The 18,505-nt window shown below is 66.2% G+C and carries 9 protein-coding genes; 4 read left to right on the forward strand and 5 right to left on the reverse strand.

Annotated features, from left to right (window positions below; all coding sequences use genetic code 11):
* On the reverse strand, window positions 1–1,132 hold a 1,132-nt coding region (locus tag BLR19_RS07460), incomplete at its 3' end, for a glycoside hydrolase family 3 protein (protein ID WP_369818846.1).
* A 299-nt stretch (window positions 1,133–1,431) separates the two neighbouring features.
* Between BLR19_RS07460 and BLR19_RS07465 the strand changes: the two genes are divergently transcribed.
* Complete coding sequence (locus BLR19_RS07465) at window positions 1,432–3,687, forward strand: beta propeller repeat protein (protein WP_218119369.1); 2,256 nt, start codon at window positions 1,432–1,434, stop codon at window positions 3,685–3,687.
* Window positions 3,684–5,303, forward strand: a complete 1,620-nt coding sequence (locus tag BLR19_RS07470; RefSeq protein ID WP_091749228.1) for an alpha-L-fucosidase — start codon at window positions 3,684–3,686, stop codon at window positions 5,301–5,303. The genes BLR19_RS07465 and BLR19_RS07470 overlap by 4 nt, the downstream gene beginning before the upstream one ends.
* Before the next feature lie 4 nt (window positions 5,304–5,307).
* Here BLR19_RS07470 and BLR19_RS07475 read toward each other — a convergent pair whose 3' ends face one another.
* The 4 genes from BLR19_RS07475 to BLR19_RS07490 form a co-directional block, all read right to left on the reverse strand.
* Window positions 5,308–7,269, reverse strand: coding sequence for a sialate O-acetylesterase (locus BLR19_RS07475; protein WP_091749231.1), 1,962 nt, complete (start codon window positions 7,267–7,269; stop codon window positions 5,308–5,310).
* A gap of 291 nt (window positions 7,270–7,560) precedes the next feature.
* Window positions 7,561–10,497: a TIM-barrel domain-containing protein gene (locus BLR19_RS07480; protein WP_091749234.1), complete on the reverse strand. Its 2,937-nt coding sequence runs from the start codon at window positions 10,495–10,497 to the stop codon at window positions 7,561–7,563.
* Between the two features lie 29 nt (window positions 10,498–10,526).
* Window positions 10,527–12,173, reverse strand: a complete 1,647-nt coding sequence (locus BLR19_RS07485; protein WP_091749237.1) for a DUF5597 domain-containing protein — start codon at window positions 12,171–12,173, stop codon at window positions 10,527–10,529.
* Between the two features lie 73 nt (window positions 12,174–12,246).
* Window positions 12,247–15,141 (reverse strand): TonB-dependent receptor, encoded by a 2,895-nt coding sequence (locus BLR19_RS07490; protein ID WP_255366512.1) that lies wholly within the window; start codon window positions 15,139–15,141, stop codon window positions 12,247–12,249.
* A 285-nt stretch (window positions 15,142–15,426) separates the two neighbouring features.
* On the opposite strand from BLR19_RS07490, the gene BLR19_RS07495 reads away from it, so the two are divergent.
* Together BLR19_RS07495 and BLR19_RS07500 are read left to right on the forward strand one after the other, a co-directional pair.
* Entirely contained in the window at window positions 15,427–16,938 is a 1,512-nt protein-coding gene (locus BLR19_RS07495) for a tryptophan halogenase family protein (protein WP_091749244.1), read from the forward strand.
* Window positions 16,935–18,446, forward strand: a complete 1,512-nt coding sequence (locus tag BLR19_RS07500; protein ID WP_091749247.1) for a tryptophan halogenase family protein — start codon at window positions 16,935–16,937, stop codon at window positions 18,444–18,446. Before BLR19_RS07495 ends, BLR19_RS07500 begins: the two co-directional genes overlap by 4 nt.
* Window positions 18,447–18,505: the final 59 nt, after the last annotated feature.

Here is an 18,505-nt window from a genome sequence, read left to right on the forward strand (position 1 = left end):
GCTTCCAGCTGTCCGGCGCCATGAACATGTCGATGCCGGCGTTGAAGGCCAGGGCGCAGCTTTCGTTCGAACAGCCCGGCAGCTGGCCCTGAGCGTTCCAGTCCGACACCACGAAGCCGTCGAAGCCCAGCGGGCCGCGCAGCACGTCGGTCAGAATGGTCTCGTTGCCCGAGTGTTTGACGCCGTTCCAGCTGGAGAAGCTGGCCATGATCGACAGCACCCCGGCGTCGATGGCCTGGGGATAGCCGGACAGATGGGTGCGGATCATCTCCTGTTCGGACCCGGCGAAGTCGCCCTGGTCCTTGCCGCCCGTGGTGCCGCCGTCGGCCAGGAAGTGTTTGGCCGAGCCGGCGATATGGCCGGGGGTCAACGGATGATCGGCCGAGAGCGAACCTTGAAGGCCCAGGGTCATGGGGCCGGCGTAGCTTTTGGCGACCTCGGGGTTCTCGGCATAGCCTTCATACGTCCGGCCCCAGCGGTCGTCCTGAGGCACGGCCAGGGTCGGGCCGAAGGTCCAGTCGGCGCCTGTCACAGCGACTTCCAGCGCCGTCGCTTCGCCGATGCGGCGGATCAGGTCGGGATCGCGCGCAGCGCCCAGGCCGATGTTGTGCGGAAAGATGGTGGCGCCGACGATGTTGTTGTGCCCGTGCACCGCGTCGATGCCGTAGATCAGCGGCACCTTGGCGCCCGGACGCTGGGCCGCCGCTGCGCGGAAGGCCTGAGCCAGTTCGACCCATTTCTGGGCCGAGGCGCGCTCGTCCCCGCCAGGCGACGAGTTGCCGCCCGCCAGGATCGAGCCCAGCGGATAGGTCAGCAGGTCCTCAGGCTTGATCGAGCCGATATCGGCCTGGATCGTCTGGCCGACCTTCTCCTCCAGCGTCATCCGGCTCATCAGTTCGGTGACGAAGGCTTCCGTCGCCGCATCCGTCATCGCCGCCGGCGAGGCCGCGCGGGGCCAAAGCGCCGGATGGGCGCGCGTGGCGTCGGTTACGATGGAGGCCTGGGGCGTGACGGCCTGAACCGGTGCCGTGCGGGTCGCTCCGGTTGCGGCGCAGGCGCCGGTTGCGAGCGCGACGCCCAGTGCGAGGGCGGAAACAGCGCTGCGGCGCGCATTCGGGATACGGAGGGTCATGTCGGGTCCGTCGGGCTGTCGGCGAAACTATGTGACGAAAAACCCGGCGCGACCATTCAGGCCGCACCGGAAGTTCGCTCAGGGTGTGAAAAAATCCAGGCGTCGCCCTGCGCGCCGAAAGCGGCGAAATCCGTTTGAACCCGAGGTTCGCTCCCGACACGTCGTTGACCGACGCCCTGATTTTTACAGACGCAACTTGATGCACCTATGACAATGATGTCAACTGCCGAAGTTAGCGCTAACATTGAGCGATGAAGCAACGTCGCCGGTGAGGGAGGAACGGCGGCATGACGACAAGCGTGACACGACGCACAGCCGGCCTGATGGCGTTTGCCGCCGGGGCCATGGCGACAGCTGGTCAGGTGCTGGCGAGCGAACCTGCGCCCTATGTATGGCGCAATGTCGTCGTGGGCGCAGGCGGCTTCATTCCCGGCATCGTATTCAGTCCGATCGAGCGAGGCCTGGCCTATGCGCGGTCGGACATGGGCGGAGCCTATCGGTTCGATGCGGCCGACGGTCGCTGGTCGCCGCTGATGGACTCCAGTCCGCTGTCCGGCGATTTCGGGATTGAGAGCATCGCCGCCGATCCGGTCGATCCCGACATCGTCCACGCAGCAGCGGGCGTTCACAGGGACGACCCCGGCGTGATGCTGCGCTCGACCGATCGTGGCGAGACATGGCGGCGAACCGAAGTGCCCTTCCGCATGGGCGGAAATGAAGACGGCCGGGGTCTGGGCGAACGGCTGGCGATCGATCCGAACGACAACCGCATCCTCTATTTCGGATCGCGCCACGACGGCCTGCAGCGTTCCACCGACGGCGGTGCCAGTTGGCGCAAGGTGGACGGGTTTCCGCTCAAGGGCCTAGGAATGCCCAGCGACCGCGCCACCCACGGCGGGCTGAGCTTCGTCGTCTTCGATCCGCGCAGCGGGACGCGCGGCCAGCAGTCGAAGACCCTACTCGTCGGCGTCGCCGATCCGCACGAACACGCGCTTTATCGCTCCGACGACGCCGGTCGGACCTGGCAGGCCGTGGCGGGCGGGCCGCGCGCCGAACTGTCGGCGGTCAAGGCGGAGTTGGACGACCGCGGCGTCCTCTATGTCACCTGCACCTTGGGCATCGGGCCAAACGGCGTAGCGGACGGCGCAGTCTGGAGGCTGGATACCAACACCGGCGCCTGGACCGACATCAGCCCGCCCCGGTCGTCCGGCGGCTTCATGGGGATCGCGCTGAACCGCAAGCGGCCGGGCGTGGTCATGGTCTCGACGCTCAATCGTTGGCGGCCGGGCGACACCATCTGGCGCAGCACCGACGATGGCCGAAGCTGGATAAGTCTGCGAGAGGCGGCCCGCCACGACGTCAGCGCGACCCCCTATCTGAACTGGGGCAACGCGCGACCGGACTTCGGCTGGTGGATCGCCGCCCTGGCGCTGGACCCGTTCAACGGCGATCGTCTGGTCTATGCGACCGGGGCCACCGTCTATGAGACGCGCAACCTGTCTGCCGCCGACCGCGAACAGCCGACAGACTGGACCCCATGGGTCGAGGGGATCGAACAGACGGCCGTCATCACCCTGGTCAGTCCGCCGAAGGGACCGCAACTGCTGACCGGCTTCGGCGACATATCCGGCTTCGCCCATGAAGACCTGAACCGCTCGCCCCAGCGCCAGTTCACCACCCCCGTCTTCGCCAACACCAATCAGATCGACTATGCGGGCGCCGCGCCCGACATCGTGGTGCGCAGCGGCACGCCGCACGAGGGCGTCGCCTCGGAGGGGCATGATGGCTCGACCCTGGCCTGGTCGGACGATGCTGGGCTGACCTGGAAGCCGCTGGGTCGTCCCCGGCCGGCTTCGGGCGAGACGGCGGTCGTCGCCGACAATCCGCGCATGGACCTGTATCGCGACGCCCCGATCACGGTGTCGTCGGACGGATCGACGTTCGTGCTGGCGACACCCCAGGTCGTCTGGTCGCGGGATCGGGGACGGACGTGGAAGCCCACGGCGGGCCTGCCGCCTCTGCTGCGGCCGGTGGCCGACCGCAAGGATCCGATGCTGTTCTACGCCTTGGATTTCCGCACTGGCGCCTGGTTCGTCAGCGTGGACGGCGCCGAGAGCTTCGCCGCCGTGCCGTCGCGCGGCCTGCCTGCGAACACCGCCGACGATCGCCCGACCTGGCGCGAGACCGCCTTCCCGCTGAAGGCGACGCCCGATCACGAGGGCGATCTGTGGTTGGTATCGCGCAGCGGGCTTTATAACAGCCGCGACGGCGGTCAGCGGTTTGACCATGTCGATGGGGGGCTGAGCGTCGAGATGATGGACTTCGGCAAGCCGCCCGCCGGTTCGACCTACCCTGCCCTGTTCGCCATTGGCACGCAGGGTCCGGTGCGGGGCGTGTTGCGTTCCGACGACAAGGGACGGACGTGGATGCGCGTCAACGACGACCGCCATGAATATGGGCGCCGCTTCAGGGCCGTGGCCGGCGATCCGCGCATCTTCGGCCGGGTCTATGTCGCCACCGACGGACGCGGCGTCGTCTATGGAGAACCCGCATGACCCTGTCTCGACGCGGACTTCTGGGCGCCGGCGCGTCCGCTTCCATGCTGGGGGCGTGCGCCACCATGCCGGGCGCGACGACGGCCGGGCCGTTCAAGCCGACGTGGGACAGTCTGGCGGCGGGCTACAAGACGCCGGAGTGGTTCAGGGACGCAAAGTTCGGCATCTGGTCGCACTGGGGGCCGCAGTGCGTGCCGGAGTTCGGCGACTGGTACGGCCGCCAGATGTATATCCAGGGCAATCCCTTCTACGAGCACCACGTCGCTACCTACGGCCACCCCAGCCGGTTCGGCTTCATGGAGTTGATCGACCAGTTCAAAGGCGACCAGTGGGATCCCGAAGGCCTGCTGGACCTCTATCAGGCGGCGGGCGCCCGCTACATCATGTCGATGGCCAACCACCACGACAATCTGGACCTGTTCGACAGCGCCCATCACGAATGGAACGTAATGCGGGTGGGGCCCAAGCGCGACATCGTCGGCACCTGGGAGAAGGCGGTGCGGGCGCGGGGCCTCCGGTTCGCCGTATCGAACCATGCGGCCCACGCCTGGCACTGGTGGCAGACGGCCTACGGCTATGACGCCGAGGGGCCGCTGAAGGGCGTGCGTTATGACGCGGCGCGCCTGACCAAGGCCGACGGCGCCGGCAAATGGTGGGACGGGCTGGACCCGCAGGAGCTCTACACCGGCCCGACCTTCGCCCCGCCTGAGGGGATCAGCTCCATCCCCGAGATGAACGCCTGGCACGATGCGCGCGACGGTCAGTGGATCGAGACGCCGCCGGCGAACAACCCGGCCTTCGTGCGGTCCTGGGTGGCGCGTCAGCGGGACCTGATCACCAAATACAAGCCGGACATGGTCTATTTCGACAACTACGGCCTGCCGCTGGGGCGGTACGGGTTGGAGGCGACGGCCGAGTTCTACAACGCCTCCATCGCCTGGCGCGGCGAACTGCCCGTTGTGAACGGCAAGCGGCTGGACGACCGGCAGCGCAAGGGCATCGTGGAGACGGTCGAGCGCGGCTTCTCCGACAGCCTGAAGCCCGAGCCGTGGCAGACCGACACCTGCATCGGCGACTGGCACTACAACCGCGCCCGCTTCACCGGCCACTACTATGTCCCGGCCCACAGCGTGGTGCAGCGGCTGGTGGATGTCGTCTCCAAGAACGGCAACCTGATGCTGAACATCCCCCAGCGCGGCGACGGATCGATCGACAGCGACGAGCGGCAGATCCTGACGGAGATCGCCGCCTGGATGACCGTCAACGGCGAGGCCATCTTCGACACCCGGCCCTGGCGCATCTATGGCGAGGGGCCGACGGCGGTCGTGGGAGGTATGCATGGCGAGGGCGCGGCGCGGCCATGGACCGGCGAGGACATCCGCTTCACCACCAAGGGCGAGGTCCTCTACGCCTTCGCGCTGGACTGGCCGCAGGACCGGAAGATGGTCGTGCGGGCGCTGACCCCGCAGGTGGGGCGTGTCGAGGCGGTCGAACTGCTGGGCGGCGGCGCCCTGCCCTTCCGTCAGACGGCCGAGGGTTTGACCATCGACCTGCCGGCCCAACGGCCCGTCGCCACAGCGCCCGCCATGCGGCTGAGGGGCGCGGGGCTAGTCTGACCGCTTAGCGGATCTCCGCCTCGAACGGGACCGCCGGGAGACCGGCGGGGCCGTAGAGGTTGCAGATTGGGCTGTCGGCCCAGCAGAAGCGAACCCTGAGGTCGCTCGCCATCACGGACGACAAGACGACCTCGTCCCCTGAAAGCGTCGCATCGACGAAGCGACAGGCGTTGTCGGCCCCGCACAGCTCGAACCCGAGGGGGCGGTTGGAGCCATAGGCGATCAGCTGAGCCGAGGCGGCGTAGCGGACGTGGACGCCATCGGCGGCGCGGGTCAAAGACACCGGCTGCGGCGAGACGGGCTGCGTCTCGCCGTCCAGACGACGGGCCTCCAGCGCCAGACGTCGCCCCACTTCCAGCTTGTTGGTGGGATGGATGTCGTAGCGGTCGCCGATGTCGATAGCGACGGCGAGGCCCGCCTTAGGATCGGCGTTGACGACCGTGCGCTGGCTTTCGCGCAGGGCCGCCCAATAGGAGTTGGTCGGCTGGCTGGCCATCGGGCCGAAGTTCGCCAGTTGCACGACCAGCATCCGCATCTCGGGGTTTTCGAACCGGGCGCGCCAGTCGGCGAGCAGGGCGGGCAGCAGACGGCGGTAGCCGACATAGTCGCCGATGTTCGACTCGCCCTGGTACCAGGCCATGCCCTTCAGGCCATAGGCGCCCAGGGGTTCGATCATACCGTTGTACAAGGTCGTCGTCCCGCTGCCACCGATCCAGGGCGTGCGCGGGGGATTGGGCAGGTCGCCCAGCGGGGCGGCGACCCGGTGACGCCAGCCCGACGACAGGCTGACGGTCGTGCCGTCTGCGAGCACCAGGCGCTTGTTCGCCGCCGGTCCCCAGGCGCCGCCTCCGCCGTTCGTGTCCAGCACGCCGACCGCGATCAGGTTACGGCCGGCCTTCAGCGTGCCGGCAGGTACGGCGTAGGTGCGCGGCGTATCCCAGCCCTGCTGGCCGCCAATGTATTGGCCGTTGATCCAGGTGACGTCGGCGTCGTCCACGGGCCCCAGCTCCAGCGTCGCGGCCTGACGGGCCTGGGCGGCGGTCAGTTCTACCTCCTTGCGCAGCCAGACGATGCCGTCGAAGGTGGCCAGCCCCGGCACGGTGGACTCCCAAAAACCCTCGGCCAGGATCGGCGCCCAGTCGGCGTCGTTCGTGCGCGCCAAGTGCCAGCCCTGTTTCGTGCCGGGATCGTTGGTCCGCCACCAGTCCTGGGTCACACGACGCCAGATCGCGTCGCCTTGGCCCGGATCACGGGCGTAGGCGTCCAACGCCTTCAACGCCTCCTGATGCCCGCCCAGCTTTTCGACGGCGTCGCGGCTCAGCCAGTCCTCGATGATCGACCCGCCCCAGGAGGCGGCGATCAGGCCGACCGGCACGTCTTCGGTACGACGCAGGTCGCGGCCCATGAAGTAGCAGGCGGCCGAGAAGTCGCGCACGCTTTGCGGGCTGGTGACGCGCCACTGGCCGACGGCGCGCGGAGCGGCGGACGGCGCCGGCAGGCTGGAACGACCGACCAGGAAGAGGCGGATCTTGGCGTCGTTCGCGGCGCCGATCTCGCTCTCTGCATTCGTGGCCTGGCGGACGGCGAACTCCATGTTCGACTGGCCCGAACACAGCCAGACATCCCCAATCATGATGTCGGAGACGCTCTGGCTCGCGCCGGCCGACCGGGCCGTCAGGACATAGGGGCCGCCGGCGGTCAGGGTCGGAAGAGTCGCACGCCAGACGCCGTCGGCGCCGGCCGTCGCCTGGATCTGCGCTTGACCCAGGCTGACCGAGACGGCGGCGCCGGGCGCGGCCCTGCCCCACACCTTGATCGGACGGCCGCGTTGCAGGACGGCGTGGTCCTGGAACATGGCGTCGAAAAGAGCGGGCGTGACGACCGTCTGGGGCTGGACCTGCGCCTGGACGGGCGAAGCCCCTGTGAGCGCGGCGACAGCCGCGGCGGCAAGCAAGAACGAGCGCATCCGCGCCTCCTGTCTGTCCGCCGCAGCGGAAGGTTCGAAATTGCACTGCACCCCGAAATGGCGTGCAAAGTGCAAGACAGTGCAATTTCCGGCCGTCCGACCATCAGCCGGAAGGCCGAGTGAATTCTTCGCCGCCGTCGGGATCGGGGGGCGAGGATGTCAAAGATCAGGTCCCGATCATAAGGCCGCTGGACACCCTGTATGGGAAGCGCCCCGATCTTTCTTCAAAGTCTCGTCAAGACAACAGGTTGAGCATCGACATCGTGTCCGATGTCGATGCTCTGTCTCGATCTAGCGCCGAACCTCCACAGCCTGTCCGTCGTACTGGATCGTCTTGGCCGGGGCGGCGTCGAAGTTGCCGACATCGGCGCCCGGCCCGCTGACGAAGCGCACATTGATGGTGCGGTTCGCCGGCATGGTCGGATACGAACCCGTCCGCGCACCGATGGTCAGGACGCCGGTCGCGTCGTTCCAGGTCATGGGGATATTCGAGAACTCGCCGCGCTCGTAGGCGTAGGTCGTGCCCTGATCCTCATACAGCGAGAACGAACCGTTGGCGCCGGTATAGACGATAAGCGTCAGCGGGCCGTCCAGTTTCTCGGCCGTGTACTGGATCGCCGGGCCGGTGGGCAGGATGGAGCCGGCGCGGACGAAGACCGGGATCTTGTCCTCGGGCGCCTGGACCGTGACGGAACGACCGCCCGCGAACTTCTGGCCCGTCAGCATGTCGTACCAGTCGGCGCCTTGCGGGAAATAGACCGAGCGGCTGCGCGCCTTGTATTCCGTGACCGGGGCAACCAGCAGGGCATGGCCAAACAGATACTGGTCGTTGATGTCGCGCGCCTTGAGGTCGGACGGGAAGTCCATGACCAGGCCGCGCATGATGGTGGCGTCACGCTGATAGACGTCGCCGGCCAGGCTGTAGATGTAGGGCATCAGCCGGTAGCGGGTCCGCAGCTGGGCGGCATAGGCGTCGTAGAGCGGCGTGCCGGGCTGAGCCAAGTTGTAGACCTCGCGCAGCGGGAACTCGCCGTGCGAACGGAAGATCGGCGACCAGGCGCCAAACTGGAACCAGCGCAGGTTTAGCTCGTCCCATTCGGCCTTGTCCTCGGGCTTCATGCCGGCGGGATTGGAGTAGCGCGTCTCGACCGCGAAGCCGCCGATGTCGTGGGTCCAGTTGGCCAGGCCCGACAGGCCGGTGTTCACGCCCGCCGAGATCTGGTCCTTCAGATTGTCCCAGCGCGCCACCACGTCGCCCGACCACAGGGTCGAGCCGGTGCGTTGCAGGCCGCCCCAGGCAGAGCGGGTCAGGATATAGGTCCGCTCGTCGCCCTTCTCGCGCCGGAAGTTGTTGTAGACGTTCTCGGCGTTGACCAGCGGATAGGAGTTGAAGACATAGGCGCCGGGACCGATGGCGGTCGGCCCCATGCGCAGGGTCCGCTCGGGAATGTCCAGATTGGAGTGCATGTCCGGCTCGACCGAATCCAGCCACCAGCCGTCGAAGTTCATGCCCTTGAAGCTGTCGGACATCTGCTTCCAGTACAGGTCGCGGGCGGCGGGCAGATAGGGGTCGTAGAAGCTGTTGGCGTAGCCGGGTCCCACCCAGTCGCGCGCGCCGACATCGACGTTGCGGGTATACATGCCGCCGATCGCGTCCAGCTGCTTGTAATGCTCGGTCGTCGGATAGAACTTCGGCCAGACCGAAATGATGATGTTGGCGTTCATGTCGTGAACGTCCTTGACCATCTGGGTCGGGTTCGGGAAGCGCGCGGGGTCGAACTGATGCGAGCCCCAAGCGTTTTCAGGCCAGTAGAACCAGTCCTGAACGATGTTGTCGATCGGCAGACCCAGCTCGCGGTATCGACGCACCGTGTCCACCACCTCGGTCTGGGTGTTGTAGCGCTGGCGGCTCTGCCAGAAGCCGTAGGCCCAGCGGGGCAGCATCACCGACTTGCCGGTCAGACCGCGATAGTTCGAGATCACCCCGTCCAGATCAGCGCCGCCGATGTAGTAGTAGTCGATGGCGGTCCCAACCTCTGACGCCAGGCTGAGCGCGCCTTGATCGACGGCGGGCAGCGGATCCTGGTGACGCAGCGAGATATAGCCGTCTTCGGGGATCCATTCGATCTTGATCGGCACGCGCGTATTGGCAGCCATCTGGACTTGGAAGTCGTGATCGAACGGGTTCCAGTTCTGGCGCCAGTTGTCCTCGACCATCCGCCCGTCGATCCAGACCTTGGCATAGCCCGAGGAATAGAGGCGGAACTTGTGCAGGCCGGCGGTCGCGGTTTCCAGCGTGCCTTCCCAGACCACCTTGACGCCCGCCTGGCCCGGCTTGCCCATGTCGCCGGTCTGGACCGGCTGGCCGGGCTGCGACTTGAAGCCCTCGGGCCAGCGCGACCATTCGCGGATGAACTCATAGTTCACCTCGGTCTCCTGACGCTGAACCTTGAGCTGGTCGTTCTGATAGTAGCTGGCGGTCAGGCCGCCGAACCGCCCGGTGGCGTCGCGGACGATGAGCTGGTCCGCGATCATGCCGTAGGGGCGCGGGTCGCCGAAACGGGTGATCGAGTTGTTGTCCCACAGGACGCCGTAGTTGCGGCTGGATACGACCAAAGGAATGCCGACGTCGATGTTGTGCTGGGCCAACTGAACGTCGTGACCCTTGTAGTTCATCACGCCCTGCTGGTGCTGACCCAGGCCGTAGAAGGCCTCGTCGTCGGGGCTTTCCCACACCTGACGCGTGGCCAGGAAGCGGTGATCGCCCTGCTGGTCCTCGACCGTGACGGGGCTGAGTTCGCGGCTGCCGGGCCGCTCCTTCAGCACCTCCTGGCCGTTTTCGTCGAGGAAGCGAACGGCGCCGGTCTCGCGCGAGACTTCCGCCGTCGCTTCGGCGGTCTTCAGCACGACCAGGTCGCCGCGAGTCTCGACCTGGAACGGCGTCGTGGTCGAGGGCTGGGCCGTGACCATCAGGCTGGCCGGCAGGTCGAAGTTCGCGTTCTCGGTCGCGGTGACTCGGATCGTCTCGGGACCATAGACCTCAAGCCGGACGCGGCGGGCGGCGCCCTCGGCCGGGGTGACGACAATGCCGCTGGCGGTGCGTTCGAACGCCGCCTGCTGGATGGCGCCGGCGGAGGCGCCGTTCATCAGCCCCTGCCCTGCGCAGGCGGCCAGGGGGGCGGTCATCAGGGCGGCCAGGAACAGGCGGCGGGCGAGGGTCGGGATCATGGCGGGCGCTCGCGTTACTCTTGCAGGGTTCAGTAGGTGGCCGTGACGACGCGCAGCAGCTGCGGTCGATCGGTGGAGAAGTTCAGGCCGTAATCGACCTGGTCGCCGTTCCAGATGCGTTCGAACACCCATTTGCCAGCGTCGTCGAAATGGCCTTCCTCGACGCGCAGGACCATGCGGCGCTTGCCATCGGTCGAAGGCTTGGCGGCGAAGTCGATGCGGATGCGGTGACCGGCCAGGATGAATTGACCCGGCTCGATCTCGGCGATGGCGATGGCCCCGTTCGGCTGGGCCGAGGCGGCAGGCACGTCATTGGGATCGATGGGCTGGCTGCTTGGTCCGAACTGCCAGCGCTGATAGCCGGTGGTGGCGGTCCAGTCGCCCAGGTCGATGACCTCGGGCTTGCGGTCGTCGGGTTCGGCTGCGCCCCAGACCTTGCCCTCGAAGGCCAGACGCGCCCAGGTGCGCTGCCACGGTCCGATCAGGCGATAGAGGTCGCGGAACGGTTCCAGCGTCTTCTCGGTGATCTCCTTGGTGCCCAGCGGATAGTTGGAATAGCCGGTGTAATCGATGCCGAAGGGCGAAAAGCCGATGCCGCCCCGACCCAGCGTCTCCATCAGATAGCGGGCGTACTGGGTGTCGCTGCCGGTCTCGGCGACGAACAGGGCGTTGTCGGGCCGGGCATAGCGATCCAGGTGGGCTTCGTATTCCCCGGACTTGCGCGTGTAGATGTCGGGTGACAGGAAATCGATGGACGGGGCCGCGGCCTGCCAGACCTCGATCACGTTCCAGGTCGGGCCGCCCGAGGCGTAGGTGGCGGGATCCTGATCGTTCGTCGGGTCGCGCAGGGCGGCGTTGACGTACATCGGCAGCGGATATTCGGCCTTGCCGGCGGCGGCGACCTGACCGACGTAATGGCCGATGGACCAGGCGTGGAAGAACTCGTCCGCGTCCTTGCCGAAGACGGCGGCCCAGGTTCCGGGCGCCTTGCCGGTGCGGTCCAGCAGCGCCTGGGGCACAGGGCCGTCGAAGGCGGCGCGGGCGGCGGGGGAATAGTCGCGCACGGGGCCGTAGGTGCCGACCTCGTTTTCGGGCTGGACCATGATGACGGTGCGTTCGCGCTCATCCACCTGGCGGATGTGGCGCATCAGGGCGGCGAAGGCGCGGGCGTCGGCGGCCAGGGTCTCGGCGCCATAGGGCGACAGGGCGTAGCTTTCCTTGCCGCTCTTCTCGATCAGATGCGGGAACCGCTCGGGGTTCAGCTTGATCCAGGCGGGCGCATAGGCCGGGGCCGTGTTCTTCCAGGTGGCGAACCACAGGAAGACGACGCGCATGTCGTTGGCGCGGGCCTGTTCGATGGCGTGATCGACGAAGGAGAAGTCGAAACGCCCCTCCTCCGGCTCGATCTGTTCCCAACCCAGCGGGATCTGGACCGTATTGGCGCCGATATAACGGAGCGCCGGCCAGGCCTGGGCCAGGGGCGCCGGATAGTTGGACGAGTTGTTGACCTGTCCGCCCAGGATGGTGAAGGGCGCGCCGTCCACCATCAGGGCGTGACGGCCATTCTGTTCAACCAGTTGCGGAATGGGCGACTGGGCGAGAACCGACGAAGCTGTGGCGGCGACCAGGGTCGCGGCCGATAAGGCTGCGGCGAACCCGCGTGTGAAATAGCCCATCGCCGCCTCCCAACGTCGACAAGAAAAAGATCGGGGCGCCGACGACCGCCGGCGCCCCGTTGTCAAAGCCCGATCAGAAGGCGGCGCGCAGCACCACCGCGATCCGGCGGTCGGTATCGACCCAGTTGTAAGGCGGTTTGCGGGTCTCGCTGCCCACCTTCAGGACCGTCCGCTCGTTCAGAATATTGGTCGACTGGACGCCGATCTTGATGTCCTTGGTCAGGTTATAAAAGATCGAACCATCTAGTTGGCCGTAGTCGCTGGCCCATACCGGCGCATTCACGTTCGCCGCCGAAGTCGTCAGCAGATATTCCTCGCGCCAGTTGTAGGCCAGGCGCGCGGAGATGCCGTACTTCTCATAGAGGATGGCGGCGTTGTAGCTGGTGCGAGACATGCCCTCGAGCGGCAGGGTGCTGTCTGCGGCGGCGCCGTTCTGGGTCGTGTCCAGGATGTTCTGGCTGGTGTTCTTGCCGCCGTCCGAGCTAATGTAGGTGAAGTTGCCCTGGAAGCCGAGGCCGCTGAAGGCGCCCGGCAGGAAGTCGAAGAACTGCGAATAGGCCAGCTCGAACCCGTCCACCGTGCCCTCGGCGCCGTTGGTGTAGCGCGTGATCAGGAAGTCGTAGGTGACGCCGCCGTTGGTGATCGACTGCGTTTCCGTGCCGGTGAAGATGTAGTCCTTGATGTCCTTATGGAAGGCCGCGAACGTCAGGCTTCCGGTGGGCGCGAAATACCACTCCAGGCTGGCGTCGTAGTTCGTCGCCGTGATCGGACGCAGCGCTGGATTGCCGCCCACGCCGGTGAAGGGCGTGGTCGGGTTCAGGGTGTAGCCGTCGGGCTGGAAGTTGATCGACAGGTTGGTGAACGGCTGGAGTTGATACATCTCGGGCCGCACCATGGCGCGCGAGATCGCAAAGCGAGCCTGCAGGGTGTCGCTGAGGAACCCACGCAGGTTCAGGCTGGGCAGCCAGTTTGTGTAGCTGCTTTCGACCGGCTGTCCGTCCAGGGATCCGCCGTTTACGAACTGAACCGCCTGATTGAAGGCCGCGCAGTTGGCGCCGGGCGCGTTGGCCGGCGGACAGGCGCCCTGGATGGACGGCAGGGTGGTCACCGTGTTGGAGGCGGTCTTGGTGTCCACCGCGCGCAGGCCGATGTTGCCGTCGAAGGCGCGGCCGAAGAAGCCGGTGTCATTGCCGAAGCGGGCATAGACGTAGGCGGCCTGCGTCTTTTCGGTCAGCTCCGTGATGCCGCCGTTGCCGCCGCCCAGGCGATAGCTTTCATAGTCGTCGCTGAGCGGCGTCCAGCCCCAGCCGGAACTCTCGGTGTTGCGCAAGATATCGTAGGCGTAGGCGGTGCCCTGGTTCAGCAGGCTTTCAGCCGGGAACCACGCTACGCCGGGCACCGGCGCGTCGCCCCGGAAGAAGTTGTCGAAACGATAGAGGGTCGATGAGTTGGGCAGGCGCGGATCCTGCGTGCCGCCCGGATAGCCCGTGTCGTCCAGATAGACGACCGCGCCGCCGCCGTTGCCCCAATACTGATTGGACAACAGGCCCCAATTATAGCCGGTCTGGCGGTTGGTGTAGTTCTTCTCTGTGCCGCGAACGCCGAAGGCGACGGACTTGAAGAAGGACGAGTTCTCGTCGAAGTCGTAACGGGCGTCCAGACGACCCGCCAGTTCGTCGGCTTCGTTGTCCTCGATGTGATCCATCGCCGCCGCCCACCAGTAGGCGGATTTGTCTTCCGGCGTGCCGCCGGTGGAGGTCACGGTCGGCAGATCGCCGTCGATGGTGATCGACAGGTCCGGACGGTTCTGAAGCTGGGTGAAGGCCGTCATCGAATAGATTTCGGCCGAGGACTTCACATATTGCAGATCGCCTGAGAACGACCAGGCGCCGCCGGGCGTGTACTGGAAGTTCAGCGCAACATCGCTGGTCTTCTTGGTGTCGTCGCCGACGCGGGTGTCGGTGTTCCAGGTCGCGGCCGGGATATTACCGCTCACGAAGACGTTCTGGTCGTCATAGCGATAGCTGGAGTTGGGTGAGACGATGCTGTCGGTGCCCAGCGCATATTCGACGTTGTAGGCGTCTGCCTGCGAAGCCAGACCCTGCAGGGTGAACAGCCACTGATCGTTCGGGCGCCATTGGGCGGCCAAGGCGACAGCGGTGCGCTTCTGCTCCCAGTCGATCGTACGCCAGCCCAGATATTTGGGCACGAACACAGTCTCGCCGGCCGTTCCCGAACCGTCGGTGCTGGCGTTGCCTGCGTTGAGGGTCACGGGATCATAGCGGTCGACCGAAATCGAATCGGTGCGGTTGCCGACGTTGGACACGCTGACGTTGGCCAGCAGGCCAATCTCGCCGATGCCGGTCTGCCAACGATCGGTCGCCAAGATGCTGCCCGACCAGAAGCCTTTTTCGGACAGGTCGCCGTAGTTGTAGTCGGCGTTGATCGCCAACAGCGGGTCGCTGTTGTCGAAGGGAACGCGGGTCCGCAGATTGGTCGTGCCGGCGATGCCGCCCTCGATCATGTTGGCGGCGACATTCTTATAGACGTCCACGCCGGCGAGCAGGTCGGCCGACACGTCCTCGAAGCTGAGCCCGCGACCGTTCGAGGCCGAGAAGATGTCGCGGCCGTTGGTTTCGGAACGCACCCACGACAGGCCGCGGATGAAGACGCCGCCGCCCTCTGCCGCCAGACGGGCCGGGTCGCGTGCGGCGTTCGTGCGCTGAAGGGTGACGCCGGGAATGCGCTGCAAGGCCTCCGACACCGAGCGGTCCGGCAGGGCGCCGATATCCACCGCGGTCACCGAATCGACGATGACCTCTGAGTTCTTCTTGATGGCCTGGGCCGAGCGGAGCTGGGCGCGGATGCCGGTGACCACAACCTCATCGACCGTCGTCGCATCACCCGACTGGGCCGGGGCCTGTTGGGCCAACACGGCGGTCGGCAGCGTCGCCGCGACCGTAAGCAAGGATGCTCCGCAAAGCAGAGCGACGCGACGAACGTGATTTTGACGAGACATCGGTCTCAGAACCTTCCTGCTGGTCGCGCCCGTCGCTTATTGACGACGTAGGGCGACATCCCTCCCGACGTGAACTCACCCACCCTTCGATGGCATGATCACCTTTCAAGGATGCACAAGTTTTCATGAGCTGAAAAGCACTTTCTGTTAGCGCTACCACAATAGCCCCGCGACGATCCTCGGCTATTAGATGCCGACACAGGATCCGCGCCAAGCGGGCGACGGGGAAGAAGCATGAGCGAACAGCCAGAACCGGTGCGCCACATCGCCATCGTGGGCGGCGGCACGGCGGGTTGGATGGCCGCCGCCGCATTGGGCCGAGCGTTCACCCGCGCCCAGGGTCTGGCCTTAATGATCACCCTGCTCGAATCGGAATCCATCGGCACGGTGGGCGTGGGCGAGGCCACGATCCCGCCCATCCGACAGTGCGTCCAGACGATCGGGCTGTCCGAGGAGGATTTCATCCGCTCGACGGCCGCGACCGCCAAACTGGGCATCGCCTTCAAGGACTGGACTGCGCCGGGCTCGGAGTATTTCCACGGCTTCGGCGACTATGGCCCCATCGTCGCTGGACAGGCCTGGCGGCAATATCTGTTTCGCCTGAAGGCCGCCGGTCGGATCGACAGCCTTGATCCCTGGTCCATGCCGACGGCCATGGCCCGCGCCGGCAAGTTCGCCCCGCCGGTCGAGGACAGCCGTTCGGTGCTGTCCCACTATTCATACGCCTATCAGTTCGACGCCGGCTTGTTTGCACGGCGGCTGAGGACGTTGGCGGAGACGATGGGCGTCGTCCGGCGCGAAGGGCGGATCACGGGTGTGGATCGTAACGGCGAGACCGGTCTGGTGCGAGCCGTGACGCTGGAAGACGGCGGCGAGGTCGAGGCAGACCTGTTCATCGACTGCTCGGGTTTCCGAGGCCTGTTGATCGAACAGACGATGCGGGCGGGATATGAGGAATGGACGCACTGGCTGCCGTGCAACCGCGCGGTCGCCGTGCCGTGCAGTTCGACTCTGGCCCCCGAGCCCATCACCACGGCGCGTGCGCGAGAGGCCGGCTGGCAGTGGCGCATTCCCCTGCAGCACCGGGTCGGCAACGGCTATGTCTATTCCAGCGACCATGTGGACGATCAGACGGCGCTGGACGACCTGCTGGACCAGATCGAATCGGAGCCGTTGGCTGAGCCCAATCGGTTGAGGTTCGTCACCGGGCGGCGACGCGAGGCCTGGAAGGGCAATGTGGTGTCGCTGGGTCTGGCGTCCGGCTTCGTCGAACCGCTGGAGTCTACCAGCATCAACCTGATCCAGACCGGCATCGGGCGGTTGCTGGAGATGTTCCCCGACCGCAGCTTCGATCCGGCCCTGATCCGCGAATACAATCGACGCTCGGCCCAGGAGTTCGAGCGCATCCGCGACTTCATCATCCTGCACTATCATCTGGCCGGTCGCGCCGGCGCGATGTGGGACCGATGCCGCGAAACGGCGCCGCCCGATACGCTGATGGAAAAGATCGAACTGTTCCACGCGCGCGGGGAGGTCGGCCTGCTGGAGGACGAATCTTTCCGCGAAGACAGTTGGGCTGCGGTGTTCACCGGCCTGGGCACTTGGCCCAAACAGCCGTCTCCGCTGGTCTGTATCGATGATCTGGAGACCGTGGATCGACAGGCCCGGCAGTTCGCGCAACTGATTGCGCGGGCGGCGGCCGCCCTGCCCGACCATTCCACCACCTTCACCGGTTACGCACGATGATCCCTGCCCCACTGAAGCGTATTCTGATCGTCGGGGGCGGCACGGCCGGCTGGATGGCCGCCGCCGCACTAGCGCACGTCACGCGCGGCACGGTGAAGGTCGAGTTGGTCGAGTCCGAGGTTATCGGCACGGTCGGCGTCGGCGAGGCCACCATTCCGCCGATCCTGCTGTTCAACCAGTTGCTGGGCATCGACGAGAACGAATTCGTCCGCGCCACCCAAGCCACCTACAAGCTGGGTATTCAGTTCAACGACTGGTTCCAGAAGGGCCGGAGCTATTTCCATCCGTTCGGAACCTATGGCACGCGCATCGACGCCGCCTCCTTCCACCAATATTGGCTAAGGCTGAACAAGGCGGGGCTGGACGATGACCTGGACGCCTATTCCGTCACGACGATGGCGGCGCGCATGAGCCGTTTCACCCGGCCTGACGCCGACCCGCGCGGCGCCGGCTCGCAGATGACCTACGCCTTCCATTTCGACGCCGGCCTGTATGCGCGCTTCCTGCGCCGGCGCGCCGAGTCGCAAGGCGTCGTGCGTCATGAGGGCAAGATCGCCGACGTGCGCCTGCGCGACGGCGACGGCTTTATCCAGTCGGTGCGACTGGATGACGGACGCGAGCTGGAGGCGGACTTCTTCATCGACTGTTCGGGCTTCCGCGGCCTGCTGATCGAAGGGGCGCTGAAGACGGGGTACGAGGACTGGACCCACTGGCTGCCGGCGGACCGTGCTGTGGCCATGCCCTGCACCCGGGTCGGCGATCCGACGCCCTATACCCAATCGACGGCCCTTGAAGCGGGATGGCGCTGGCGCATTCCGCTGCAGCACCGCACCGGAAACGGCTATGTCTATTGCAGCCCCTTCATCTCGGACGACGAGGCCCAGGCCAGGCTGCGCGCCTCCCTGGACGGCGAGGCGATGGCCGAACCCAACTTCCTGCGGTTCACCACCGGTCGCCGCAAGAAGACCTGGAACAAGAACTGCCTAGCCCTGGGCCTGGCGTCGGGCTTCCTGGAACCGCTGGAATCGACCAGCATCCATCTGGTGCAGTCGGGCATATCCAAACTGCTGCTGCACTTCCCCGACACCGGCTTCGCCCAAGCCGATATCGACAACTATAACCGCATGATGCGGCTGGAGACCGAGCGGATCCGCGACTTCATCATCCTGCACTATCATGCCACAGCGCGCGACGACTCGCCTCTGTGGCGCCATGTGCGGGCCATGCCGATTCCCGAGACGCTGAAGCAGAAGATGGACCAGTTCCGCAGCCGGGGCCGCATCTTCCGATACGAGGACGAGCTGTTTCAGGAGACGAGCTGGATCGCCGTGCTGCTCGGCCAGGGCGTCATCCCCGAGCGACACGATCCGATCACGGAGACCATTCCTCTGGAGCAGGTCCAGCAATGGTTGCAGAAGATGAAGGCGATGATCCAGCAGGGCGTGGCGCGGATGCCGACGCACGATGCCTTCATCACCGCCAACTGCAAAGCGCCGCCGCTGCGATAAGACGGTGACGCCTGGAGCGAAATCGTGGAGCCTGATCCCGGCGTCAGCGGAATCGCGAA

The organism is Brevundimonas sp. 374, assembly GCF_900102995.1.
Lineage (GTDB): Bacteria > Pseudomonadota > Alphaproteobacteria > Caulobacterales > Caulobacteraceae > Brevundimonas > Brevundimonas vesicularis_C.